The sequence below is a fragment of the Polynucleobacter sp. IMCC 29146 genome, from assembly GCF_021395195.1.
Classification (GTDB): domain Bacteria; phylum Pseudomonadota; class Gammaproteobacteria; order Burkholderiales; family Burkholderiaceae; genus Polynucleobacter.
In genome coordinates, this window is sequence record NZ_JAJVCR010000003.1 from 74,969 (window position 1) to 100,943 (window position 25,975).

Annotated in this window: 21 protein-coding genes and 1 tRNA gene; 15 read left to right on the forward strand and 7 right to left on the reverse strand. The window is 46.0% G+C overall.

Annotated elements, in window-relative coordinates; all coding sequences use genetic code 11:
• Positions 1–55: 55 nt before the first annotated feature.
• Positions 56–748 (reverse strand): fumarylacetoacetate hydrolase family protein, encoded by a 693-nt coding sequence (locus tag LZT22_RS04215; RefSeq protein WP_233923820.1) that lies wholly within the window; start codon positions 746–748, stop codon positions 56–58.
• A gap of 127 nt (positions 749–875) precedes the next feature.
• Between LZT22_RS04215 and LZT22_RS04220 the strand changes: the two genes are divergently transcribed.
• Both LZT22_RS04220 and LZT22_RS04225 read left to right on the forward strand, forming a co-directional pair.
• Positions 876–1,859 (forward strand): tripartite tricarboxylate transporter substrate binding protein, encoded by a 984-nt coding sequence (locus LZT22_RS04220; RefSeq protein WP_233923821.1) that lies wholly within the window; start codon positions 876–878, stop codon positions 1,857–1,859.
• A gap of 66 nt (positions 1,860–1,925) precedes the next feature.
• A complete protein-coding gene (locus LZT22_RS04225) occupies positions 1,926–2,633 on the forward strand; it encodes a hypothetical protein (protein WP_233923822.1) in 708 nt (235 codons plus the stop codon).
• Positions 2,634–2,693: 60 nt separating this feature from the next.
• On the opposite strand, the gene LZT22_RS04230 is transcribed toward LZT22_RS04225, so the two are convergent.
• A tRNA-Met gene (locus tag LZT22_RS04230) sits at positions 2,694–2,770 on the reverse strand.
• Between the two features lie 143 nt (positions 2,771–2,913).
• Here LZT22_RS04230 and LZT22_RS04235 point away from each other — a divergent pair.
• From LZT22_RS04235 to radA, 3 genes are read left to right on the forward strand one after another with little or no spacing between them, the layout of a single operon-like run.
• Positions 2,914–4,857 (forward strand): potassium transporter Kup, encoded by a 1,944-nt coding sequence (locus tag LZT22_RS04235; protein WP_233923823.1) that lies wholly within the window; start codon positions 2,914–2,916, stop codon positions 4,855–4,857.
• The gene (locus LZT22_RS04240; RefSeq protein WP_233923824.1) at positions 4,854–5,348 is read left to right on the forward strand and encodes a hypothetical protein; all 495 of its coding nucleotides are present in this window, start codon (positions 4,854–4,856) and stop codon (positions 5,346–5,348) included. Before LZT22_RS04235 ends, LZT22_RS04240 begins: the two co-directional genes overlap by 4 nt.
• Before the next feature lie 6 nt (positions 5,349–5,354).
• Positions 5,355–6,725 (forward strand): DNA repair protein RadA, encoded by a 1,371-nt coding sequence (radA, locus tag LZT22_RS04245; RefSeq protein WP_233923825.1) that lies wholly within the window; start codon positions 5,355–5,357, stop codon positions 6,723–6,725.
• On the opposite strand, the gene prmB is transcribed toward radA, so the two are convergent.
• Genes prmB through dapD form a run of 3 tightly spaced genes read right to left on the reverse strand, consistent with a single transcriptional unit; the run spans position 6,717 to position 9,686 of the window.
• On the reverse strand, positions 6,717–7,637 hold the full coding sequence (prmB, locus tag LZT22_RS04250; RefSeq protein ID WP_233923826.1) for a 50S ribosomal protein L3 N(5)-glutamine methyltransferase: 921 nt from the start codon (positions 7,635–7,637) through the stop codon (positions 6,717–6,719). The genes radA and prmB overlap by 9 nt on opposite strands.
• A gap of 52 nt (positions 7,638–7,689) precedes the next feature.
• Positions 7,690–8,856 carry a succinyl-diaminopimelate desuccinylase gene (gene dapE / locus LZT22_RS04255; protein ID WP_233923827.1) on the reverse strand — a complete coding sequence of 389 codons (1,167 nt, stop codon included), beginning with the start codon at positions 8,854–8,856 and terminating at the stop codon, positions 7,690–7,692.
• A 2-nt stretch (positions 8,857–8,858) separates the two neighbouring features.
• Positions 8,859–9,686 (reverse strand): 2,3,4,5-tetrahydropyridine-2,6-dicarboxylate N-succinyltransferase, encoded by an 828-nt coding sequence (gene dapD / locus LZT22_RS04260; RefSeq protein ID WP_233923828.1) that lies wholly within the window; start codon positions 9,684–9,686, stop codon positions 8,859–8,861.
• A gap of 169 nt (positions 9,687–9,855) precedes the next feature.
• Between dapD and smc the strand changes: the two genes are divergently transcribed.
• From smc to ligA, 3 genes are read left to right on the forward strand one after another with little or no spacing between them, the layout of a single operon-like run.
• Positions 9,856–13,377, forward strand: coding sequence for a chromosome segregation protein SMC (gene smc / locus LZT22_RS04265; RefSeq protein WP_233923829.1), 3,522 nt, complete (start codon positions 9,856–9,858; stop codon positions 13,375–13,377).
• The gene (locus tag LZT22_RS04270; RefSeq protein WP_233923830.1) at positions 13,378–14,433 is read left to right on the forward strand and encodes a cell division protein ZipA C-terminal FtsZ-binding domain-containing protein; all 1,056 of its coding nucleotides are present in this window, start codon (positions 13,378–13,380) and stop codon (positions 14,431–14,433) included. It abuts the gene before it with no gap.
• Positions 14,434–14,442: 9 nt separating this feature from the next.
• Positions 14,443–16,458: an NAD-dependent DNA ligase LigA gene (gene ligA, locus LZT22_RS04275; RefSeq protein WP_255700904.1), complete on the forward strand. Its 2,016-nt coding sequence runs from the start codon at positions 14,443–14,445 to the stop codon at positions 16,456–16,458.
• Positions 16,459–16,495: 37 nt separating this feature from the next.
• Here ligA and LZT22_RS04280 read toward each other — a convergent pair whose 3' ends face one another.
• Positions 16,496–19,096 carry a [protein-PII] uridylyltransferase gene (locus tag LZT22_RS04280; RefSeq protein ID WP_255698793.1) on the reverse strand — a complete coding sequence of 867 codons (2,601 nt, stop codon included), beginning with the start codon at positions 19,094–19,096 and terminating at the stop codon, positions 16,496–16,498.
• Positions 19,097–19,126: 30 nt separating this feature from the next.
• Positions 19,127–19,963, reverse strand: coding sequence for a type I methionyl aminopeptidase (gene map / locus LZT22_RS04285; RefSeq protein ID WP_233923832.1), 837 nt, complete (start codon positions 19,961–19,963; stop codon positions 19,127–19,129).
• 172 nt (positions 19,964–20,135) lie between these two features.
• On the opposite strand from map, the gene rpsB reads away from it, so the two are divergent.
• Genes rpsB through ispC form a run of 7 tightly spaced genes read left to right on the forward strand, consistent with a single transcriptional unit; the run spans position 20,136 to position 25,973 of the window.
• Positions 20,136–20,885, forward strand: a complete 750-nt coding sequence (gene rpsB / locus LZT22_RS04290; RefSeq protein ID WP_233923833.1) for a 30S ribosomal protein S2 — start codon at positions 20,136–20,138, stop codon at positions 20,883–20,885.
• Positions 20,885–21,766 (forward strand): translation elongation factor Ts, encoded by an 882-nt coding sequence (gene tsf / locus LZT22_RS04295; protein WP_233923834.1) that lies wholly within the window; start codon positions 20,885–20,887, stop codon positions 21,764–21,766. The genes rpsB and tsf overlap by 1 nt, the downstream gene beginning before the upstream one ends.
• Before the next feature lie 29 nt (positions 21,767–21,795).
• On the forward strand, positions 21,796–22,506 hold the full coding sequence (gene pyrH / locus LZT22_RS04300; protein WP_233923835.1) for a UMP kinase: 711 nt from the start codon (positions 21,796–21,798) through the stop codon (positions 22,504–22,506).
• Positions 22,507–22,519: 13 nt separating this feature from the next.
• On the forward strand, positions 22,520–23,080 hold the full coding sequence (gene frr / locus LZT22_RS04305; RefSeq protein WP_233923836.1) for a ribosome recycling factor: 561 nt from the start codon (positions 22,520–22,522) through the stop codon (positions 23,078–23,080).
• A gap of 45 nt (positions 23,081–23,125) precedes the next feature.
• Complete coding sequence (gene uppS / locus LZT22_RS04310; RefSeq protein ID WP_233923837.1) at positions 23,126–23,911, forward strand: polyprenyl diphosphate synthase; 786 nt, start codon at positions 23,126–23,128, stop codon at positions 23,909–23,911.
• A 26-nt stretch (positions 23,912–23,937) separates the two neighbouring features.
• A complete protein-coding gene (locus tag LZT22_RS04315; RefSeq protein WP_233923838.1) occupies positions 23,938–24,768 on the forward strand; it encodes a phosphatidate cytidylyltransferase in 831 nt (276 codons plus the stop codon).
• Positions 24,765–25,973 carry a 1-deoxy-D-xylulose-5-phosphate reductoisomerase gene (gene ispC, locus LZT22_RS04320; protein WP_233923839.1) on the forward strand — a complete coding sequence of 403 codons (1,209 nt, stop codon included), beginning with the start codon at positions 24,765–24,767 and terminating at the stop codon, positions 25,971–25,973. Before LZT22_RS04315 ends, ispC begins: the two co-directional genes overlap by 4 nt.
• The last annotated feature ends 2 nt before the right edge of the window (positions 25,974–25,975 follow it).

The following is a 25,975-nucleotide window of genomic DNA, read 5'->3' on the forward strand; positions in this document are numbered from 1 at the left end:
TAATGATTTTAGATTAAGGATGAATTGCGAGAGGTCCTTACTAGTGTATTGCTAACTAAGCAATCTTGGTTTTAAGGATTGGCAAGCCAGCGACATAACCTTCAAGCACATCCCCTTTTTTTACTGCAGCTACACCGGCAGGGGTGCCAGAAAAGATTAAATCACCTGGTTCTAGTGCAAATAAGGTAGATAGATAGGCAATCGTGTCAGGCACAATCCAAATCATCATGGCAAGATCACCTTCTTGTTTAATCACGCCATTGACTTTGAGATTAATGAGTCCTTTGGCCAGATGGCCGCATTGACTGACTGGAACAAGGCTTGCGCAGGGTGCTGATTCATCAAAGGCTTTACCGGTATCCCAAGGGCGCCCCATTTTTTTTGCCTCACCTTGTAAATCGCGGCGCGTCATATCAAGACCCACGCCATAACCCCACACATGATTAAGTGCATCAGCGGGTGCAATGTTAGAGCCACCAATACCAATAGCTACGACCATTTCAATTTCATGATGCAGATCTTGCGTTAAAGAGGGGTATTGCATGTCTTTACCATCGGTCACAATTGAAGTGGCTGGCTTCATAAAAAAGAAGGGCGGTTCACGGTCGGGATCATGGCCCATTTCACGGGCATGGTCAGCGTAATTACGACCTACACAATAGATGCGGTTAACAGGAAAGCGACGGCTATCACCCTCAATTGGAATGGAGTTGACTTTTGGGGCGGCGATAACAAATTCGGTACTCATGATGGTCCTTTGAGGGGGATAAAATGGAAATTGCTAGTTACTATAGCATCAGTTACAAGGCCATACTTCAATGCTAGAATCAAAATCAATTATTAGAAAAAACATGAATTAATAGGAGATATGCTTGATGGGATACTTGCCGAACTTGGTTGCTTGCTTAGCATTTCTGGTGGGCACTATTTTTATGCCGTTTTCGGTGCACGCTCAAGCTGATTACCCCAATAAACCGATTCGGCTCATTATTGGCTTTCCGCCAGGGGGCTCTACTGATATTGTCGGTCGAATCGTTGCGCAGAAGTTAGGTGAGCGCCTTGGCCAGACGATAGTTGTTGAAAATCGGGCTGGAGCAGGCGGCACGATTGGTGCAGAGTTGGCTGCCAAAGCAGCGCCTGACGGGTATACCCTAACGATCGGCACTACCAGCACTCATGCCGTTGCTGCAGGGGCTTATTCGAAGTTACCGTATGACCCTGTTAAGGGTTTTATGCCCATTTCTTTGGTAGCGGTAACACCCTATTTATTAGTAGTGAATCCCAAAGTGCCCGCAAATAATTTGGCAGAGTTAGTAGCTTTAGCCAAAAGCCAACCTGGCAAACTCAATTATGCTTCAGCCGGCAATGGCTCAACCACCCATTTAGCGATGGAAATGTTAAATGATGTGGCGGGCATTAAAGTGGTGCATGTTCCTTATAAAGGAAATGCCCAAGCCGATTTAGCAATTCTGTCGAATGAAGTTCAGGTATTGTTTGGTTCAATGCCCGCTTTATTACAAAATGCTAAAGCAGATAAAGTCAGGCCTTTGGCAGTAGGTAGTGCTAAGCGCTCAGTTGCCTTACCAAATGTACCTACGGTTGCTGAAAGCGGGTACCCCGGCTTTGAGGCGGCACTTTGGTTGGGAGTTTTAGCTCCGGCTGGCACCCCTAAGCCAATTATTGAGCGATTAAACAAAGAGTTGGTCAGTATTGTGGCTACGCCTGATTTTAAAGTGCTGATGGAGAAGAATGGTGCAGAACCCATCAGTAATTCGCCCGATCAATTTGGCAGCATGATACGTGCTGAAGTAGAGCGGTATGGCAAAGTTGTTAAAAATATCGGCCTTAAATTAGACTAAGTAAAGACCAAAAATAGTGCAAAATAGCGTGATTCATTTTATCCACCAACAGTAGAAAGTAAGACCATGGCCACCAAGAAATCCCCAAGTAAAAAAATGGCCTCTAAAAAAGCAGTTAAAAAAGGTGTTAAGCGCGTTGCCACTAAAAAGCCAGCAGTAAAAAAGCCAACTGCTAAGGCCGCAGCTAAGCCAGTAGCAAAAAAACCTGCAGCGAAAAAGCCAGCAGCAAAGAAGTCAGCCGCTAGATCGAATGCTAAAGCGACCCCTTCTACTGCAGTGAAAAAAGTGCAAATTGAAACTTTTGATCAGCCACTTGAAACGCTATCGCAGTTACAACCCATTACTTACGCTTTAATGCGTTGGGCTAAAAGCTTAGGCTTTCAAGATTCGATTGAAATCGATCCCGATGGTAATGGCGCGCAGTGGGAATTAACCGTTGAATCGAGTAATTCTAAAATTGAGTATCAGTGCTTCTTTAATACCTTTGAAGAAAGCGGCTTAATTACGATGTCGATTTATTATCTTGATCATGAGATTCCTGCAAAGAATTTAAGTAAAGCAAAAGATTTAATTTTGCAAAGCAACTTGAACTGTTTTGTTGGTCAGTTTCAATTAGCCAATGAAGATAAATTCTTGCGTTATTACTCAGCAGTTGATCTTGAGGATATTGAAGCCATTGATCCCCGCTTAATTGGTAATATGTTCCATGCTGGTAACCAGTTTATGGGCGGCTTTATCGATCAGTTTATTAAGATCGCGATCAAGGCACGCTAAAAGGCACTAAAAACCAAAAAGGCTTTAAAGACATAATCGCCTTTAAAGCCTTATAAAAACTGGTTGCGGGGGCAGGATTTGAACCTACGACCTTCGGGTTATGAGCCCGACGAGCTGCCAGACTGCTCCACCCCGCGTCTGAGCCTTTGATTCTAGCATTTTTAAGCCTATTTTGTCGAGCCTTACAGGCTTTTAAGGGTATATTGTGTCAATTAATCGGGAAAAATAAGGGCTCAAAGGAGTAATATATTGCCTTGCAATATCAATTTGAGGTTAAGTAATGTCGGTTAGCAATCCCGAATATTCAGAATCGACGTTACTACGTCCTATCGAAATTTCTCATGGTGCCCATCACGAACATCGCGGTGCCTTACCTGGTCTAGTCGTTGCAGCTATTGGTGTGGTCTTTGGCGATATTGGTACTAGCCCACTGTATGCTTTAAAAGAATGTTTTAGTGTTGCCCACGGCATTCCATTTTCAGCAGAAGCAGTCTATGGTGTGATCTCGATGGTGTTTTGGGCATTTACCATCGTCGTTTCATTAAAGTATGTGCTCTTCATTATGCGTGCTAATAATCAGGGCGAGGGCGGCACTTTAGCTTTAATGGCTTTGGCATTACGCTCGGCACCGGTTGGCTCTCGCCGTGCGATGACCTTAATGATGATGGGCGTGTTTGGCACTTGCATGTTTTATGGTGACGCCATTATTACGCCAGCAATTTCGGTTTTATCTGCTGTTGAGGGGCTTGAAGTTCTTTCGCCAAACTTAACTACTTACGTTATTCCTGTGACTTTAGCAATTTTGACTGGATTATTTTTAATTCAGAAAAAAGGCTCGGCATTAGTGGGTAAATTATTTGGCCCCATCATGGTTACTTGGTTTGTGGTTTTGGGTGTGATGGGTATTTACCAAATTATTAGTAATCCCATTATCTTGCTCGCCTTTAATCCCCTATACGCAATTGATTTCATGCTCAACCATGCGTTGCAGGGCTTTATTGTGCTCGGTGCAGTATTTCTGGTGCTAACAGGTGCTGAGGCTTTGTATGCCGATATGGGGCACTTTGGTATTAAGTCGATTCGGGTGGGTTGGTTCTTTTTAGTGATGCCCTGTTTATTATTAAATTACTTTGGTCAGGGAGCCATGCTGCTACTCAACCCTGAGACAGCAAAAAATCCCTTCTATTCCATGGTGCCCGATATATTTGTATTTCCCTTAATTATTTTGGCAACGCTAGCGACAGTCATTGCTTCGCAAGCTGTTATTTCTGGGGCATTTTCCATTACTAGCCAAGCTATTTTGTTGGGTTTCTTGCCACGCATGAAGATTCAACATACGTCGGATAAGTCGATCGGACAAATTTATATTCCTTTAGTCAATTGGATTTTATTTATCTTTGTGATTGTGATTGTGTTGGCATTTAAAAAGTCTGAAAATTTAGCCGCTGCTTATGGCATTGCAGTTACAACAACCATGATTATTGATACGGTTTTAGCTGCAATTGTGATGCGGGTTTTATGGCGCTGGAATGCCTATTTAGTTACCCTTGTGATTTCCGCTTTTTTATTTGTCGACGCCGCCTTCTTTACCGCTAACTTATTAAAAGTATTAGAGGGGGGCTGGTTCCCCTTACTGCTTGGTGCCATTTGTTTCATGCTGCTCTTAACCTGGTATCAGGGCCGACAAATGATGCGTGAGAGGGCAGTAAATAATGGCATTAAGCTCGATTCTTTCATGAGCTCCTTATTAAAGCATCCTCCCCATCGCGTAGAGGGCACCGCGGTTTTTCTTACTGCGCATGTTGATTACTTGCCGGTGTCTTTCTTGCATAACTTAAAGCACAATCATGTCTTGCATGAACGGGTTTTCTTCTTGAAAGTGAGTATTTGGGATATACCCCGAGTGCGAAATGAAGACCGTATTACTCTAAGTGAAATTGAGCCGAATATTTTTATTGTGCGGGCGGTGTATGGCTTTAATGAAACCCCTGATATGAGTCAAATCATGCATTTGATTGAGACTAAAGCGAACTTGAAATTCGACTTGATGAGTACCTCATTTTTCTTATCGCGTGACACCATTGTGCCTACTGATATGAAAGGCATGGCTCTTTGGCGTGAAGCCATATTTGCCTGGATGTATCAAAACGCGAGCCGTCAATCTGACTTTTTCAAAATTCCGGCAAATCGCTTAGTTGAATTAGGCGCAAAGGTTGAGATTTGAAAGCCGTATTTGCTGCGCTTACTATGGTATTTGCCATTTTGTGTTGCGCTAATTCAGTATGGGCTAATACTCCTGAGGAAGATGAGTTAGCAGAGCTGAATAAAATTGAAGCGCAATTACTATTACAGCGTCAGTGGATTGATTACCGTTGGAAAAAAGCCTCTGCAGCATGTTACAAAGATTTCTTCGTAACCTATTGCTTAAAAGGCACGCGCGCTGATTATCGCGAAGAAATTGATCCCATTCGTGCGCAAGAAGTGGCTTTACATGAAAGCCAGCGGATTGTGCGCGACAAAATTAAAGATGCCAATGATGCCAAGCGGGCTGCTGAGCGCGCTGATCCCGCAAAAGCAGTGCAACGTGCTGATAATAAAAAAGCGTTTGAACAAAAACAAAAAGACGAAGCTGAACGTGCCGCTGATTTAGAAAAACGCCGTAAAGATGCGCCACGGCGTGCGCAAGAAAATAAAGCGGGTACTCAACTCGATTAATTTCCTATGGCAAAAGTAAAAACAATATACGTGTGCCAAGCTTGTGGCGGCACTTCTGCTAAATGGCAGGGCCAATGCCCAACTTGTCAAGCATGGAATACGCTGGAGGAAAGCATTGCTGAAACACCCAGTGCACCTCGCTTTCAGGGTTTAGCACAAGCGATTCCACGGCAAAAATTAGCCACCATTCAAGCGGAAGATTTGCCGCGCCTTCCTACTGGCATTGAAGAGTTTGATCGGGTTCTGGGTGGCGGTTTAGTGCCTGGCGGAGTGGTGTTACTTGGCGGAGACCCTGGTATTGGTAAATCAACTTTACTACTGCAGGCCTTAGCGCAAATGAGCGCGGCTGGAGTTTCAGCGTTATATAGCAGTGGCGAAGAATCGGCTGCTCAAATTGCACTGCGTGCTAAACGGATTGATTTAAAAGCCCCTCAGCTTGAAGTATTGGCCGAAATTCAGTTAGAAAAATTGTTAATGATCATGGATACGGTGCGCCCGCAAGTAGTCGTGGTTGATTCGATTCAAACGATTTATTCCGAAGCCTTTAGCTCTGCACCAGGATCAGTTGCGCAGGTGCGCGAGTGCGCAGCCCAGTTAACCCGTTTTGCAAAGTCCACGGGCATTTGTGTTTTATTGGTCGGTCATGTGACTAAGGACGGTCATTTAGCTGGCCCACGGGTGCTTGAGCACATTGTCGATACCGTTTTGTATTTTGAGGGTGATACCCACTCGAGTTTTCGTTTAGTACGCGCGATTAAAAACCGTTTTGGTGCAGTGAATGAACTTGGTGTTTTTGCTATGACGGAAAAGGGTTTACGGGGGGTATCAAACCCTTCAGCCATATTTCTTTCGCAGCATGCTGAAATGGTGCCAGGTGCTTGTGTATTAGTAACGCAAGAAGGTAGTCGCCCCTTATTAGTGGAGATTCAAGCCTTAGTTGATACCGCGCATATTCCCAACCCGCGTCGCTTGGCAGTAGGTTTAGAGCAGCACCGTTTAGCCATGCTCTTGGCGGTCTTGCATCGCCACGCTGGGATTGCTTGCTTTGACCAAGATGTTTTTTTGAACGCAGTTGGTGGAGTCAAGATTTCTGAGCCCGCGGCTGACTTAGCGGTGTTGCTAGCGATTCAATCCTCGATTCGTAACCGCGCTTTACCGCGTGAATTAATTGTTTTTGGTGAAGTCGGTTTGGCTGGCGAAATCCGGCCGTGTCCACGGGGTCAAGAGCGTTTGAAGGAGGCTGCTAAATTGGGCTTTACTGTTGCCATTATTCCTAAAGCGAATATGCCCAAAACTAAAATTGCTGGTCTACGCATTATTAGCGTTGAGCGCATTGATGAGGCGATTGCTGCGGCTAATGATTTAGAGTTAGCGTAAGTCTTCAGCCTGAATGAGGACCACTTGCTGATTGCCAGCTGATACCTCCATCCAAATAACGGGTATCTGGGGAAAAGCCAAATGAAAGTGCTCGGCCTCATTACCAATTTCAATTAAGAGTGCGCCGCGCTCATTTAGATAGTCTGGCGCAGCATCAATAATGCGCCGGATCAAATTCATCCCATCGCTGCCACCCGCTAAAGCAATTGCTGGCTCAGCTTGATACTCTGCTGGTAAGGCTTGCATTGATGCGTCGTTGACATACGGTGGGTTACAGATAATTAAATCAAAACGTTCTTCTTCATTCGGATCGGGTAAAGCGTCAAATAAATCACCATGCAAAAGCTCTATTTGTTCGCTAAACCCATGGCGCTTTAAATTCCGCGCGGCTAAAGCTAGGGCGGGCATACTAATATCACAGGCTGTAACGCGAATATCGGGGCAAGCTAGGGCAGCCAAAATAGCTAGCGAGCCATTGCCAGTACAAAGGTCGAGTACCTTACCATCAGCTGGCAGCCAAGGCTCGAGATCGCCTGATGTAATCAGTTCGGCAATAAACGAGCGGGGCACAATGCTTTGCTCATTGCAATCAAATGGCACCCCCATTAACCACGCCTCTTCCAGTAAGTATGCAAGTGGCTTACGGCTACGAATGCGTTCAGTAGCAATGGCTAAGGCATGCGCTTGTTGTGCGCTAGTTAATTCAGTATGCATTTGCTCAAGTGCTGCACTGGGACTTAAACCCAACTCTTTACTGACAATCCAGAGTGCTTCGCTTTGGGCATCGATAGCACCATGACCAAAATGCAAGTTAGCCATAGCCAGCTGCGTAGCTAGCTGTTGGCAGCATGCTTCAATTGAAATCGGGTTAGCAGCAGAAGGCTGCTGTGGCGCTAGAGGCTCAGGGTCCATGAAGGGAATATTTTGCGGAAGGGATTCTAGTGCCAGCTTAGAGGGATAACGATTAAGCCAGCAGATTTTCTAAAACGCGTCGATAGATATTTTTGAGAGGTTCAATATCGTTTATTGAAACACACTCATTGAGCTTATGGCTAGTAGAATTTATTGGACCAAATTCGACTACCTCTTTACAGATTTGCGAGATGAAGCGACCATCGCTAGTGCCACCGGTGGTAGAAAGCTCAGTAACTACCTGAGTTTCAGTTTGAATCGCCTCTTGGAGTGCAAGCGCTAAGGCCCCTTTTGGCGTCAGAAAAGGGCTAGCACCTAGCTTCCAATCGATTGCATAGTCAAGTTTAGCTTCATCCAAAATTGCACTAACCTTTGCGCGTAACGCTTCTGGGGTACTGGCAGATGAAAAGCGAAAATTAAATTCGACGGTCATTTCCCCGGGAATAATGTTATTTGCACCAGTGCCAGCATGAATATTAGAGATTTGAAATGTGGTTGGCTGGAAATAGTCGTTACCCTGATCCCATTCGGTGCTGGCTAAGGTAGCAATCGCCCCAGCCGCTAAATGAATGGGGTTGGCACCGAGGTGAGGGTAAGCAATATGGGCTTGAATGCCTTTGACACTGAGCTTCCCAGATAAAGACCCGCGCCGACCATTCTTAATCATGTCCCCTAAGCGATTGACTGAGGTGGGCTCGCCAATGACACAGTAATCTAAGGCTTGACCGCGTTTTTTGAGGCGTTCACACATCACTACCGTGCCATCGTGTGCAGGGCCTTCTTCGTCACTAGTGAGGAGAAAAGCAATGGTGTCCGCATGATTGGGGTTACTTCGTACGTATTCTTCAGTGGCCACGACAAAAGCCGCTAATGAGGTTTTCATATCTGCTGCACCACGTCCAAAGAGGTAGCCATCACGCTCACTTGGGGTAAAGGGGTTGCTATCCCATTTGTCTAATGGACCCGTGGGCACGACGTCGGTATGGCCCGCAAAGACAAAGACTTTTCCAGCTTTGCCTAGCTTGCCTAATTTAATGGCCCATAAATTCGTTACAGAAAAATCTGCCGGACCACTGATCACCGTTTCAATCTCAAAACCGAGCGCTTTTAAACGTCCAGCGATGACCTGCTGGCAACCACCATCGGCTGGCGTAATCGAGTGGCAAGCGATGAGCTCTGCAGTTAAATCGGCGGTAGCCGAATGGGTGGCTAAAGGCATGCTTAGTCGCGTAATAACTCATTAATAGCGGTTTTGGCCCGCGTTTGTGCATCGACTTTTTTAACAATAATAGCCGCGTAAAGGCTATATTTGCCATCGCTTGAGGGTAGTGAGCCAGGCACCACAACTGAGCCTGCTGGTACGCGACCATAATGGACTTCGCCAGTGTCGCGATCATAAATTTTGGTACTTTGGCCAAGGTATACGCCCATGGAAAGAACGCTATTTTCTTCGATAATGACACCCTCAACGATTTCTGAGCGAGCGCCAATAAAGCAGTTATCTTCAATAATGACGGGTCCAGCTTGAATGGGTTCGAGTACCCCACCAATGCCGACACCACCGGAAAGATGGACATTTTTACCAATTTGGGCGCATGAGCCAACGGTGGCCCAGGTATCGACCATCGTGCCTTCATCTACATAGGCACCAATGTTGACATAAGAGGGCATCAGAACCACATTTTTGCCAATAAAGCAGCCTCGTCTAGCCATTGCAGGCGGGACAACGCGATAGCCGCCAGCAGCAAAATCGGCGGCCGTAAAGTTTTCGAACTTGCTGGGAACTTTGTCGTAAAACTGGGTATACCCTCCAGCTCCCATGGGCTTGTTATCTTCCAGGCGAAACGAGAGTAAAACAGCCTTTTTAACCCACTGATTGACCTCCCACTGGCCTCTGCCCTTTTTTTCAGCAACCCGAATATGGCCCGAATTAAGACCCTCAAGAACTGCAATTACAGCCTTGCGGATATCGGCGGAAACGTCTTGAATAGAAAGGTTGGCACGGTTTTCCCATGCTTGTTCAATGATGCTTTGTGGTGATTGGCTCATACTTTTTAGTTAACTATCAGATTGTTAAGGGGTTTTGTTCTAGGAGGACGAATTATCATTATATCGGTGGGTCAAAAATGGGTGTTGATGCCCCTAACTTGCTATCATCTTCCACAGTGCCATTTGTCATTAAATTGCCTTTTTAATCCCTTTCTTTACAAAGTACGCCGTGCAACTTAAATCAATCAAACTCTCAGGCTTTAAATCTTTTGTTGATCCCACTCATTTTGAATTACCTGGTCAATTGATTGGTGTAGTGGGGCCCAATGGTTGCGGTAAGTCAAACATTATTGATGCGGTTCGCTGGGTTTTGGGTGAGTCACGTGCCAGTGAGTTGCGTGGCGAATCAATGCAAGACGTGATTTTTAATGGCTCTGGTTTGCGTAAACCATCGGGCCGCGCCAGTGTGGAATTAATTTTTGATAATGCTGATGGACGCGCGCAAGGGCAGTGGAGTAGTTTTGGCGAACTCTCGGTAAAGCGGGTGTTAACTCGTGATGGCAATTCTAGTTACTATATTAATAATCAAGTAGTACGCCGTAAAGATGTACAAGATATCTTTTTAGGCACTGGCATGGGGCCACGTGGTTATGCCATTATTGGTCAGGGCACGATTTCTCGAATTTTAGAATCTAAACCAGAAGAGTTGCGGGTTTTTCTTGAAGAGGCTGCGGGCGTTTCAAAATACAAAGAGCGGCGCAAAGAAACTGCCGCAAGGCTAGAAGATACCCAAGAAAATTTAGTGCGCGTACAAGATATTTTGCGCGAGCTGGAATTGCAATTAGCGCGCTTAGAAAGTCAAGCGACAGTTGCTGAGCGCCATAACCAGTTGCAAACCGAAATGAAAGCGCAGCAGCAATTATTATGGTTTGTACGCCAAACCGAGGCAGGCAAAGAGCAAGAACGTTATGCCAATGCAATTCGTGACTCACAAGTGCAATTGGAAGAGCAAACAGCGAAGTTACGGCACGCCGAAACCGAACTAGAAACGATGCGTACTCGGCAGTACGCCTTACAAGATAAAGTCTCTTTAGCCCAAGGGGATTTATATCAAACCAACTCAGATGTAAGTCAAGTTGAGTCACAAATTAAATATGTGCAGGAATCTCGCTTGCGTTTACAGCAACAAACCCAAGACCTACAAGCCCAACTACAGCGTTGGACCACGCAAGAAACCGATGCCGCGCAAGCCCAACGTAGTACCGAGCATGAATTAAGTGCCGCTTCTGACCATGAGCAAGTGATGTCAACTGAGCTTGCTGATTTGCAGGCCGATGCACCCATTAAAGAAACTGCGTTTCAAGATGCCACAAAAAGTGTTGATGACTTACGAATTGCTTTAGCTAATGTCGATCAGCGCTTAGCGAGTTTAGGAGAGCGCATCAAGGCGGTAGCTGAGCAAATGGAAGATGCAAAAGGTCGCGAGGCGCGTTTAACAGCAGAATTGCAAGGCTTGCGACAACCTGATGCAGAAGCCTTAAAAATGGCCCTCGATCGCTATGCAGTTGCGGCGCGCAAGGTTGAAGAGAGCAAAGTCCAGGCAGCAGAAACCCAGGCGCGCGTACCCGCTACAGATGCTGCTCGTCAAGCGGCTATGGAAGAAATTCAAACGGCAAATCAAGATCTAGCGCAAACCGAAGCCAAATTAACTGCCTTAACAGCGCTGCAAGCGAGTGTGCAAGCCCAAGGAAAAATTGGCCCATGGCTAGACAGTAAAGGCTTAAAAGAGAGCAAGCGCCTATGGCAAGACATTAAGGTTGAAAAGGGTTGGGAGCCAGCATTGGAATCGGTGTTACGCGAACGGCTTGCCGCCTTAACTGGCAAGGATGTTAAAGCTGCGCTGACATTAGCTAAAGACGCCCCTCCAAGTCGTTTGGCGATTTTATTAACCGATGGTTTAAAAACGGTGACGCTGAATGTGCCGACGGGTTTTACCCCTTTAATGACGCGGGTGCAATGTGTGGCAGGATCGAGTATTCAGCTAGTACTGCAAGAGTGGCTAAATGCTATTTTTATCGCCGATAGCTTAGATGATGCTTTGCAGCGGCGCGAAAAATTACCCCTTGGTGCAGCCTTTGTCACCGCACAAGGTCATCTAGTAACTCGCGTAGGTGTGCAACTGTATGCGGCTGATTCGGAGCAGGCTGGGATGTTAGCTCGTGCGCAAGAGATGGAGGGGCTGGAAAAACAATTACGCGCGCAACGCCTCATGCAAAGCGAGTTACAAGGTGCCTTAGATCAATGTACTGCAAACTATCAAGCTGCCTTACAAGCCGCTGAGCGTGCTCGACTCAATGCCGAGGGGGCTGTGCAAACAGCCCATGGTTTTGAAGTTGAGCAAATGCAGTTAAGTCAGGCCGAAGAGCAATATACCTTGCGGGCTACCCAAATTAACACGGAACTAACTGAATTAAGTCAGCAAATTGAGCAAAGTAATTTACAGGTAGAACAAGCCAGAGCTGACTTTAATCAATCCGAGCAAACCCAAGCGAGTACGCAGACAGAATTGACAGCTGCTCACCAGCAATATGAGTTAGCTACGCAGGCTCGTGACCAACTACGTGAGGCCTTACGAACTGCTGAAATGGCGGCGCAGGAAGCAGCTTTTGCAGCCCGCTCTTTACAGCAACGAATTACCGATTTGCAGCGCGACCAAACTACGGCGCGTACCCAAATTATGGAAATTCAAGATAAATTTGCCGCCGCTGAAACTGAGTTAGCAGGTTTAAGTGATGAAGATGCTCAGGATAAGTTACAAACTTTACTGGTGACTCGTACTGATCGTGAAACTGCCTTAGCGAATGCGCGTACAGAACAGGATGCATTACTACATGAGTTGCGTGAAGCAGATGAAGCACGGATGTTGGTAGAGCGTACCCTACAACCATTGCGTGATAAAGCGACTGACTTGCAATTACGGGAACAGGCTGCACGTCTCAATTATGAGCAATTTGCCACTTTATTATCAGATGCTGAAGCTGATCTTGATAGTCTTGAGGTTCGCTTTAGCACTGATTTAAAAGTCAGTAGTTTACAAAGCGAGGTTACCCGCTTGAATAATGAAATTCAATCATTGGGCCCTGTCAACATGACTGCGCTAGATGAGTTGGTGAGCTCGCGTGAGCGTAAATCATTCCTTGATGCCCAATCGGCTGATTTGCACGAGGCCATGCAAACCTTAACCGATGCAATTGCCAAGATTGATGCTGAAACTCGTGATTTATTACAAGGCACTTTTGATCAAGTTAATGCACACTTTGGTCGTTTGTTCCCTGAGCTCTTTGGTGGTGGTCATGCCGAATTAGTGATGACAGGCGAGGAGATTTTAGATTCCGGTGTGCTGGTCATGGCGCAACCGCCTGGCAAGAAAAATAGTTCAATTCACCTTTTATCGGGTGGAGAAAAAGCCTTAACTGCAATTGCCTTGGTCTTTTCACTTTTCTTATTAAATCCTGCGCCGTTCTGTTTATTAGATGAGGTGGATGCGCCCTTAGATGATGCAAATACCTTACGCTATGCCGAAATGGTTGCCAGAATGTCAGCTAAGACTCAATTTGTTTTTATTTCGCATAACAAAATTACCATGGAAATTGCTCATCAACTCATTGGCGTGACCATGCAGGAGCAAGGTGTATCGCGCATAGTGGCAGTCGATATTTCTTCGGCGGTATCGATGGTGGAGCCGGCTTAAATGCCAATAAATGAAATGATTGGCAAATTAGGACTGTCAGACCTGCAATTGGCTTTAGTTGTCATTGGGATTTTTTTATTACTGTTAGTGGTGATTGTCAATTTTAGGCATGGGCGCGCTCGCCGCAAATTGAATGAAATGAGGAGCACCGGAAAATTTGATCCTGAGCTGGGATCGCAGCAACGACATGAACCTTCTCTTGGTGAAAGCGATCCTGCAATGAGTTCTTCATTGCTCGCTGATTCAGCAACAAATAGCAGCAAGATGACTATTGATCCTCGCATTGATTGTGTCGTGACCTTGCGTTTTACTGAGCCGATTCAGGCAACGGAGATCTTGGCAGAAATTGCCACCTGGCCTCGTTTTCAATTTAATTGGGGGGCTGAAGGCTTAAAGGCAAATTGGATTGATGGCGATACTTGGGAAAAAATTCAAGCGGGCTCTGCTTATAGTGAATTACAGTTGGCAATGCAACTCGCCAATCGACAAGGGCCAATTGAGGTTTTTGACTTATCCGATTTTTTCACTCATTGCCAAAATTTAGCAGAAGCTTTAGGCGCACAAATTGACATGCCTGGGGTTAACGCGATGCTAGATAGCGCTAAAGAATTAGATGCCTTGGCAGCCCAAACCGATATACAGCTGAGTATTAATATACTTTTTGATAGCACCCCCTTAAGCTGGAATGATTTAGGGGCTTTGCTGCAAGCAAGGGGCTTTCGTCTTAGCGCGAATGGTCGCTCCTTTGAATTTTTTAATCAGCAGCAATTACTGTTCTTCAGTAGCGAATTAAACCCTGCTGAGCCAGTTAGCCAACTTACTTTTTTACTTGAGCTGCCACTGGTAGCAGTTGAAGAGCGGCCCTTTGAGAAAATGTTAGCGGAAGGTGCGGCAATTGCTGAGACAAAGCAGGGTCGCTTGGTTGATGATAATGGCATTAATTTAACGGCGATGGCAGTTAGTAGCATTCATCATCATATCGATGGTCTTTATGCCGAATTAGAGCGGGGCGGCATTGTTGCTGGTTCTGCCACTGCTCAACGGTTATTTAGTTAGGTTGTGATTTTGTCGCAGAAGGATCCGGCAAAATTAGCCGAGCGATATCGGTGGCTTCAGTTAGAGCTAGCTCGTCTAGAGCATGCTTATTATGTACTTGATGCGCCTTTAGTGCCTGATAGTGAATACGATCGACTGTATCGCGAGATGCTCGATATTGAGCTCATGCACCCTCAATGGGTTAGGCCCGACTCACTCTCCCAGCGGGTTGGCGGTGTTGCTTTAAGTGATTTTAAATCAGTGCAACATGCGGTACCCATGCTTTCCTTAAATAATGCATTTGAATTAAAGGAATTAGAAGCTTTTGAGCGGCGCTGTCGTGAAGGTCTACATCTGCAGCAAGTTGAATTTGCCGGCGAATTAAAGTTTGATGGTTTGGCCATTTCCTTACGCTATGAAAATGGCGTACTCGTTCGGGCTGCGACGCGTGGTGATGGCGCTAACGGTGAAGATGTTACTGCTAATATTCGTACCATTCGCGCTATTCCTTTGCATTTATTGGGAAAATCAATACCTACTGTGCTCGAGGTACGTGGTGAGGTGTTCATGTATTTGCGCGACTTTGAGCGGATGAATCAATTAGCGGCTGAACTGGGTGAAAAGGAATTTGCCAACCCCCGTAACGCAGCTGCCGGTAGTTTGCGGCAGTTAGATTCGAAAATTACCGCACGTCGCCCACTTTCTTTTTTTGCTTATGGATTAGGCGAATTAATTCCAAATTCTTGGTTACCTGCAACCCATCGAGAATTATTGGATCGTTATATTGAATTGGGTTTACCGGTTTGTCCTGAGCGTCGTTTATTAAACTCAGTAAAAGAGATGCTGGCTTTTTACGATGAGGTGGGTACGAAACGCGCTAATTTGCCCTATGACATTGATGGCGTAGTTTATAAAGTCAATTCCTTTGCCGAGCAAAATCAATTGGGTTTTGTTTCTAGGGCACCCCGTTTTGCTTTAGCACATAAATATCCTGCACAAGAGGCGTTGACTACGGTCTTAGGAATTGATGTGCAAGTGGGCCGCACTGGCGCGATAACTCCGGTGGCACGCTTAGCGCCAGTTGAGGTTGGGGGGGTTACCGTTACCAATGCGACTTTACATAACGAAGATGAAGTACGCCGTAAAGATGTGCGCATTGGCGATACCGTAGTTGTGCGTCGAGCAGGCGACGTAATACCCGAGGTAGTAGCGGTGCTACCCGAGCGACGTCCCAAGAAGACCGCACAATTTGTAATGCCCAAGCGTTGTCCGGTGTGCGACTCCCATATTGAACGTTTGGCTGATGAAGCAATTGCGCGCTGTAGCGGTGGCTTATTTTGTGGTGCGCAACGTAAGCAAGCTTTATTGCATTTTGCCCAACGTCGGGCAATGGATATTGAGGGATTGGGAGAAAAAATTGTTGATCAATTGGTCGATTTGAATATCGTACGCACCCCAGCAGATCTTTATCGCCTCGGGTTTAATGCTCTAGCTAATTTAGAGCGGATGGGTGAAAAGTCGGCGGACAATTTAATTCAAGCAATTGAGCAATCCCGAAAAACGAGTTTGGCGCGCTTTATTTTTGCCTTAGGCATTCGCCATGTCGGCGAAACTACGGCTAAGGACTTAGCTGCCCACTACGGCAGTATGAGTGCCTTGATGGCAGCGTCTGCCGAGGAACTATTAACCATTCATGAAGTTGGCCCAGTTGTAGCCGACTCAATTGCAAGCTTTATGGCTGAAGCACATAATCGCGAAGTCATTGAACAATTGCTAGCCTCTGGTATGCAGTTGAGTGTGACTGAAAAGACCTTGAATGCAGCGGTAGCAGGTAAAACCTTTGTTTTGACTGGTACCTTGCCATCCCTTTCACGTGAGGATGCTAAAGCGATGCTGGAAAAAGCCGGCGCAAAGGTCGCTGGCTCGGTTTCAGCGAAGACCAATTATGTTGTCGCCGGCGCAGATGCTGGTAGCAAACTAGCCAAAGCAAAAGAGCTTGGTCTTGCCGTAATTGACGAAGCAGAAATGCTGGCTTTATTGCGCTAAATAATTACATTATTTCGCGATACGCAACTTTGCTCTATTAACTTCCCAGTACTTCCAGTAATTCAGTTTCTAATTGAATTTGTAAGCGCGGATTTTTACTGAGTTCACTAGCATTTAAAAGTAAGACGTCTTCAACTCGCTCGCCTAGCGTATTGATGCGCGCAGTATGCAGTGAAACGTGGTGTTTAGCCAATACTCTTGATATAGCATAGAGCAAGCCTGCGCGGTCGCTGGCGGTGAATGAGAGAGCATAGTATTGACCTCGTTCATCGGGCTGCATATGGACCCTGGGTTGAATGGGGAAGCTGCGTGACTGACGCGATAAACGACCCATCGCTGGCGTAGGTAGAGGAGTGGCTTTTTGTAATGCTTCAGTAAGGGCATATTCAACTAATTGAATTTGATTGCGGTAACTATGAGGCTCATCATCGAGTTCGCTACTAGCGACTTCAAAGGTGTCTAAGGCGTATCCGTGGCGAGTAGTATGAATGCGCGCATCTAAAATTGAAAAACCGTTACGTTCAAAGTAGCCACAAATGCGCGAGAAAAGGTCTGCTTGGTCAGGCATATAAATAGCAACTTGTAAACCTTCTCCTGCCGGTGATAGCCGTGCAAGCACAATCGGTTTGGTAGTTTCAACTTGATCCATTAAATGGCGCGATAGCCAAGCAATATCACCTGCCTCTTGGCGCAAGAAAAAAGCCACATCGAGTTTTTGCCAGAAGTCTTCATACGCTGAGTCTTGAAAGCCATGTAAACGCAAGTTACGTCGCGCCTCTTCTTGATGCTGAGCTAATTCCGATGAGGCATCAGGCTTTGCACCGCCTAAAACCCTTAGGGTAGCGCGATATAAATCTTCCAGTAACTTGGCTTTCCAGCCATTCCAAACTTTAGGGCTAGTGCCACGTACATCGGCAACAGTTAGTAAGTAAAGCGCTGTGAGATGACGTTCATCGCCAATTTTTTTTGCAAAAGCCATAATCACATTTGGGTTGCTAATGTCTTGTTTTTGCGCAACCTGACTCATATTTAAGTGCTCAGCTACTAGCCAAACTAATAATTCGGTATCTTTTTTATCAAGCCCATGGTCTTTGGCGAATTCACGGACATCGCGTTTACCTAGTATTGAATGATCGCCCCCACGCCCTTTAGCGATATCGTGAAATAAAGCCGCAATAACTAGTAGCCAAGGCTTTTCAAAGTGCGCAATTAAACGACTACATAAAGGGAACTCGTGAGCATGTTCGACCAACATAAAGCGGCGCACATTTCTAAGGACCATCAAAATATGTTGATCGACCGTGTAGACGTGGAATAAATCATGTTGCATTTGCCCGACGATGCGCCGAAAGGGAGGTAGGTAGCGACCCAGTACACTGGTTTGATTCATGAGTCTAAAGGCATTACTGACACCATCGGCTTGCTTTAAAATTTCCATAAAGAGTTGGCGATTTATTGGGGCCTTACGCCATTGACTATTCATTTTTTTACGCGCGTTATACAGTGCACGCAAAATCGTAGCTGATAAGCCATTGACTGCTGGGGTTTGGGTTAATACTAAGAAGGTCCGCAAAATTTGCTCAGGGTGTTTTTGATATAAATTGGGATCTTGAATATCTAAGAGGCCTTGGCGCTCAATAAAATCACTGTTCTCTGCACCCGCAATAGGATGAATGGTGCGTGATTCTTGGGGAAATAATAAAGCTTCAATATTTTGTAACAAAATAGTATTGAGTTGGGTAACCGCCTTGGCTACCCAGTAGTAGCGCCGCATGATGGCTTCACTGGCTTGACGGGCTGAGCTTTCTTCAATACCCATGGACTTCGCTAAACCCGCTTGCAAGTCAAACGCTAAAACATCTTGATGGCGTTTAGCAAGTAAATGTAAATTAGCGCGAAGCGTTGCTAGAAAGCGCTTATTGCGTTTTAATTCAGTAAGCTCGCGCTCGGTAATGAGATTTTTTTGGAACAAATCATTAAAGCTATTGCCCAGTTGAGCGGCCTTACTTACCCAGAGGATTACTTGTAAGTCGCGGAGCCCGCCGGGACTTTCTTTGCAATTGGGCTCAAGCGCATAGGGCGTACCCTGATACTTTTGGTGACGTTGGGTTTGCTCTAGCAATTTAGCTTGGAAGAAGGCCTTGGGATCAAGTGTCGCAGTAAATGCGGTTGCAAATGATTGAAATAGATACCGCGAACCGCAGATGAGCCGAGCCTCTAACAGTGAAGTACGCACGGTTATATCTTGTTCCGCTTCACTTAAGCATTCTGCTAATGTGCGCACTGCCGAGCCAATTTCTAGTCCCGAGTCCCAGCATTGCGTAATAAAACGTGCCACCTTTTCACTCTCAGCTTTTGTATCCAGCTTCGATTCGTTGGGTAGTAATACTAAAATATCAATATCAGAATAGGGAAAAAGCTCTGCGCGCCCAAAACCACCGACTGCAATCAGCGCCAAATGAGCTCCCATAGCGCAGTCTTGCCATAACTGTTTTAAGGCCAGATCATTTAATTCGGTGAGTTTTTTTGTTAGTCGCGCGACATTTTGATCTGCTAGAAATAGTTCGTATTCAGCAGCGCATGAGCTACGTAGATGAGCAATGGCCTGATGCGGTGCGAGTGCAGTCACTGAATTCATGGTCGCAGAAGGACTAATTTGGGGTGGTACTTAGGCCGTAATTAGTTGAGGTCGAAATACTAAGCCCTTAACGCAATTTGGCGGCGCGTTACTGCCTGCCGACCAAGTTAAAACTTCCACACCTTGTGACGTAACAAGCAAGGTGTGTTCCCATTGTGCTGATAGGCTGCGGTCTTTGGTTTTTACTGTCCATTGATCGGGCATGGTACGAATTTCGCGGCGCCCAGCATTAATCATGGGCTCTATCGTAAAGGTCATTCCTGCTTGCAATTGTTCTCCCGTATTGGGCCGACCATAATGCAAAATTTGCGGGTCTTGATGAAAGACTTTGCCAATACCATGACCACAGTATTCCCGAACGACCGAATAACCCGCTTGTTCAGCATGCGTTTGAATTACATGACCAATATCGCCTAAATAAGCCCCGGGCTTTACTTGGGCAATTCCCAGCCACATACATTCAAAGGTAATTTGCGTTAAGCGCTCGGCTAACACTGAAACTTCACCCACCATAAACATGCGGCTGGTATCGCCATAGTAGCCATCTGGGGTAATCACGGTGATATCGAGATTGACCACGTCACCGCCCTTTAATACCTTATCTCCTGGAATACCGTGGCAGATGACATCATTGACCGAGGTACAGATCGCTGCTGGAAAAGGGGGGTAGCCGGGGGGCTGATAATTTAATGGGGCTGGAATAGTATTTTGAACATCACGCATAAAGGTGTGGCAAATTTGATCGAGTTCGCCAGTACTAACGCCCGGACGAATCGCTGGGGCCACGTGGTCGAGTACTTCGCTGGCGAGTCGACCCGCCTCACGCATGCCTTGGAGGTCTTTTTCAAGGGTAAAAACACTATTCATGCCTTGATTATCAACGACTTGAGGTTTTTTGGCTCTTTTGCGCCTAGATGATTGATATATAAGCTATAATTTGCCCATCGAAGCAATTCGAAATAGCAGGCTAAGCCTTCCAGGGTAGCGTTTTTTAGCGCAGTCAGGACTTAGCCTTAGTCCAAACCCTTAGGAGAATGTTATGTCAGTAACCATGCGTGAAATGCTAGAAGCCGGTTGCCACTTTGGCCACCAAACGCGCTTTTGGTCCCCCAAGATGGCCCCTTATATTTTTGGCCATCGCAATAAAATCCACATTATTAATTTGGAAAAGACTTTGCCCATGTTTCAGGATGCCCTGAAATTTGCAAAGCAAATTGCTGCAAATCGTGGCACGATTTTATTTGTTGGTACGAAGCGTCAATCACGCGAAGTGATTGCAGAAGAAGCTGCACGTGCTGGCATGCCTTATATCGATAGCCGCTGGTTAGGCGGCACCTTAACTAATTTTAAGACTGTCAAAGGCTCTTTGAAGCGCTTAAAAGACATGGCTGTTGCTAAAGAAGCGGGTGATTGGGATAAGCTCTCAAAGAAAGAAGCATTAACCAACGATCGTGATCTCGACAAATTACAAAAAGCCCTAGGCGGAATTCAAGATCTGAATGGCGTACCCGATGCAATTTTTGTGGTTGACGTTGGGTATCACAAGATAGCTATTACCGAAGCGAAAAAACTTGGCATTCCCGTTATCGCCGTAGTTGACACCAACCATTCCCCTGAAGGTATTGATTACATCATTCCTGGTAATGATGATTCTAGCAAGGCAGTACTTCTTTACGTACGCGGCATTGCCGATGCGATTCTAGAAGGCAAAGCGAATTCAGTGCAGGAAGTCTTAGACGCTGTTAAAGAAGGCGAAGAAGAGTTTATTGAAGAAGGGAAGGTAGAGTAATGACGGCTATTACTGCTGCAATGGTTGGCGAATTACGTGCCAAAACCGATGCTCCAATGATGGAGTGCAAAAAAGCATTAACTGAAGCATTTGGCGATATGGCGAAAGCAGAAGAAATTCTGCGGGTGAAATTAGGTAGCAAAGCCAGCAAAGCTGCTTCACGTGTGACTGCTGAAGGCGTCGTTGCGAGTTACATCGATGATGGCTCTGGCGCTTTAATTGAAGTGAACTGCGAAACCGATTTCGTTTCAAAAAACGATGATTTTCTAGCCTTTAGTAATGCTTGTGCACAGTTGGTTGCTAAGCAGAATCCGGCTGATACCACTGCTTTATTAGCCTTAGCAATGGATGGCAAAACGGTCGATGCTGTGCGTAGTGAATTAATTGGACGCATTGGTGAAAATATGACGCCGCGTCGTTTTCAACGTTTTGCGAGTACCGGTAAATTAGTATCTTATCTACATGGCACTCGCATTGGCGTTATGGTGGAATTTGAAGGCGATGAAACAGCCGCTAAAGATGTTGCGATGCACATTGCAGCAATGAAGCCGGTCGCCTTATCTGCAGCTGATGTTCCTGCAGCCAACATTGCTGCCGAACGGAATATTGCGCAGCAGAAAGCGGCCGAGTCGGGCAAACCTCCTGACATCGTGGCAAAAATGGTTGAGGGTACGGTGCAAAAGTATCTTAAGGAAGTTTCTTTGCTTGATCAAACCTTTGTTAAAAACGATAAGCAAACGGTTGAGCAAATGCTCAAGGCCATGAATACTACGATTAAGTCATTTACTTTGTATGTCGTGGGTGAGGGCATCGAGAAGCGCCAAGACGATTTTGCCGCGGAAGTTGCTGCGCAAGTAGCTGCTGCAAAGGTAAGCGCTTAAGATTAATCACTTTAATAAGGTCTTTCACTATGCCTGCTTATAAGCGTGTCCTCCTCAAACTATCGGGAGAAGCCTTGATGGGGGATGATGCTTTTGGGATCAACCCCATCACGATTGATGCGATGGTGGCAGAAATTGCTGAAGTAGTTGGAATTGGCATCGAGTTAGCCATTGTCATTGGCGGCGGTAATATTTTCCGCGGCGTCGCGGGAGGTGCTGCCGGCATGGATCGTGCAACTGCCGATTACATGGGTATGCTAGCCACAATGATGAACTCCCTCGCATTACAAGACGCCTTGCGGCAAAAAGGCGTCGAAGCTCGCGTGCAATCAGCTTTACGTATGGATCAAGTAGTTGAGCCTTATATACGGCCGCGTGCTATTCGTGCTATGAGCGAGGGTAAAGTAGTCATTTTTGCCGCTGGTACTGGCAACCCATTTTTTACCACCGATACTGCAGCTGCTTTGCGTGGTGCTGAAATGGGTGTTGAGGTGATGCTCAAGGCCACTAAAGTGGATGGTATTTATAGTAGTGATCCCAAACTCGATCCTACCGCGACCTTGTATCAGTCGATTACCTTTGATGAAGCATTAATTAAAAATTTACAAGTGATGGATGCAACGGCGTTTGCTTTATGTCGTGATCGCAAGCTACCAATTCGGGTATTTTCTATTTTGAAGCCAGGCGCTTTAATGCGTGTGGTGTTAGGTGAGTCGGAAGGTACTTTAGTACACGTTTAAAAGGAGTGCTGTGATGTCTGCTGCTGAAATCAAAACGAGTGCCGAGCAAAAGATGCATCGGTCGCTGGAATCATTAAAAAGTAATTTAGCAAAAATTCGTTCAGGCCGCGCGAATGCTGGCATTCTTGAGCATATTACGGTTGACTATTACGGTAACCCAACGCCCTTAAGTCAAGTGGCTAATTTAGGTCTTGCCGATGCGCGGACGATTAATGTGCAGCCTTTCGAAAAAACCATGGTTGCGGTAATTGAAAAGGCCATTCGTGATTCTGATTTAGGTCTAAACCCCGTTTCGCAAGGTACTGTCATTCGCGTACCAATGCCGCCACTTACCGAGGAACGTCGGCGCGAGCTGACTAAATTAGTGAAGAGTGAAGGCGAAGAAAGCAAAATTGCTATTCGTAATTTACGGCGCGATGCTAACGAACATTTAAAGCGATTGAGTAAAGACAAAGTAATCTCAGAAGATGAAGAGCGCCGTGCCCAAGATGAAGTTCAGAAAATGACCGATCGGGCCGTAACGGATATCGATAAAATTGTTGCTGAAAAAGAAAAAGAGATTATGACGGTCTAGACCCGTTTGATCTAAAAAATATGTATTTCTACTTATTCACTTTTTATGTCTAAACATAGTAGCTCTACCTTAGTCATTCCCGAGGTAAGTGAAGTACCTCGTCATGTTGCAATCATCATGGATGGTAATGGACGTTGGGCTGGAAAGCGTTTAATGCCGCGAGTGACAGGGCATTCAGAGGGTCTAGAGTCGGTGCGCAAAGTGGTGGAAGAATGTCGCCGTTCTGGTGTTGAATACCTGACTATTTTTGCTTTTAGTTCGGAAAATTGGCGCCGCCCACCTGAAGAGGTAGGGTTTTTAATGAAGTTATTTTTAAAATCGTTGCGCCGTGAGGTCAGTCGCTTAAGTGATAACGATATCCGCTTTAAGTTAATTGGCGATTTAAGCCGCTTTGATACCGCAATTCAAGATATGGTGCGTTTTTCGGAAGAGAAAACCGCCCATTGCAAAGGTTTAACCTTAACTGTAGCCGCTAACTATGGCGGACGATGGGACATTTTGCAGGCGATGCGCAAATGTTTGTTGCTTAATCCTACCTTGCAGGCCGATCAAATAACGGAGGAATTACTGCAAGAAAATTTATCGATGGCGTATGCACCAGAGCCCGATTTATTTATCCGTACGGGCGGTGAACAACGCGTGAGTAATTTTTTATTATGGCAACTAGCATATACAGAGCTGTATTTCACCGATATATTATGGCCCGATTTTGATGCTGCGCAATTACAGCAAGCATTTGATTGGTTTAGTCAGCGTGAGCGACGCTTTGGCCGAACTAGTGCACAACTCGCCACCAAAGTCTCTAAAGTTTCTGCTCAGGGCACTGTTTAAGCGCAGTTGCGTCTAAACACTCTGCGATGCTAAAGACCCGTATCATTACCGCGTTACTTTTGCTTGCAGTGCTATTGCCTAGTTTATTTTTGCTTAATCCGCTTTATTTGAGTGGCATCTTTTTATTAATCTTGGCATTAGCAGCATGGGAGTGGAGCCGTTTAATTGCGCCACAAAAAGGGCGCTTAGCTTGGTTCTATGCGTTGCTTTTGATTTGCGTTATTGCCGCCTTGTTGTATACACAAATTCCCGTTATTGAATTTAGTATCTTATTAGCGGCGAGTTGTTTTTGGCTCGTTGGCGCCCCTATTTTGTTGTGGCGAGGACTGCGTTTACCGATAACAAAGTGGCCACTGTCATTCGCATTGTTAGGCCTACTTATTTTTATTGCAGCCTGGTTTGCGCTCATTTTATTGCGTCAGTTTGGCGTGATATTTTTACTTTCTACTATGGCCTTAGTTTGGGTTGCCGACATTGGCGCCTATTTCGTTGGTAAAGCGCTTGGTCGCCGTCGCTTAGCCCCGCAAATTAGCCCTGGTAAAACGCTTGAGGGAGCAGTTGGGGGCCTAATCTTGACTTGTATTTATGCCAGTATCTGCGCTTGGTATTTACCTTTTAATCTTACTTTATTTGGCTTTGTCGTGATGCGATTGGGTTTTCCCTCGATGCTGGTCTTGGTTATCGGCTTAACGATGTTTAGCATCATAGGTGACTTATTTGAATCACAGGTAAAACGTTTGGCGGGCGCAAAAGATAGTAGCGGCTTATTGCCAGGCCATGGCGGAGTATTAGATCGGATTGATGCCTTATTGCCTACTATGCCGCTAGCAGCGCTTTTAGTTGGCTTGATGTTATGAGTTTATTACGGCGCATCACGATTTTGGGCTCAACTGGCTCGATTGGAGTGAATACCTTAGATGTGATCCGCTCGCATCCTGAGCGCTATCAGGTAGCCGCCTTAACTGCGCATCAACAAGTAGACCGCTTACTCGCGCAGTGTCGTGAGTTTAAACCTCGTATTGCAGTTGTAGGTGATGCGCAGAGTGCAAAAAAATTGGCTGCAGCCGTGCTTCAGGAAAAAATTCCGACTACTGTTTTATATGGGGCTGAAGCATTGGTTAGCGCAGTAAGCGAATCGGATTGCGATACTGTGATGGCGGCTATTGTAGGCGCTGCTGGCTTGTTGCCAACCTTGGCTGCGGCTCGCGCAGGTAAACGTATTTTGTTAGCGAATAAAGAAGCGCTCGTCATGTCTGGGGATTTATTGATGCAAGCGGTACGTGATAGTGGCGCTGAATTAATTCCTATCGATAGTGAACATAATGCGATATTTCAGTGTTTACCAGCGGGTTTTAATGCTCTGCATAGCGACGTTGCAAGGGCAGAGTGTGGGGTTGAAGAATTATGGCTCACTGCCTCTGGGGGCCCATTTCGTACCACGCCTTTAGTTGAGTTGGCAGATATCACTCCTGATCAAGCTTGCGCTCACCCTAATTGGGTGATGGGGCGCAAGATTTCAGTTGATTCAGCGACCATGATGAATAAAGGGTTAGAGGTGATTGAGGCACGGTGGTTGTTTGGCGTACCACTAGCGCAAATTCGGGTCCTCATTCATCCTCAAAGCGTAGTGCATTCAATGGTGCGTTATCGCGACGGCTCGGTCATTGCCCAACTGGGTCAGCCTGATATGCGCACTCCCATTGCCTACGGCTTAGCTTGGCCGCAGCGAATTGCGGCGGGGGTTGAGCCGCTTGATTTAACCCAGATGAGTGCTTTACATTTTATTCAGCCTGACTTAAAGCAATTCCCTTGTTTAGCTTTAGCTTTTGCCGCTGCACACAGCGGCGGTACTGCCCCAGCAATTTTGAACGCGGCTAATGAAGTGGCTGTGGGTGCCTTTTTGGCTAGTGAATTACCGTATTTACAGATTCCTACTTTAGTTGAGCAAGTGCTTGAGCAAGTAGCGGCCGCTCAAGCTCAAACTCTTGCCGAAGTATTAGACGCTGATCAAACAGCTCGGCGCGTTGCTATGCAATGTTTGGCGCGTTTGCGCAGTCATTAAGC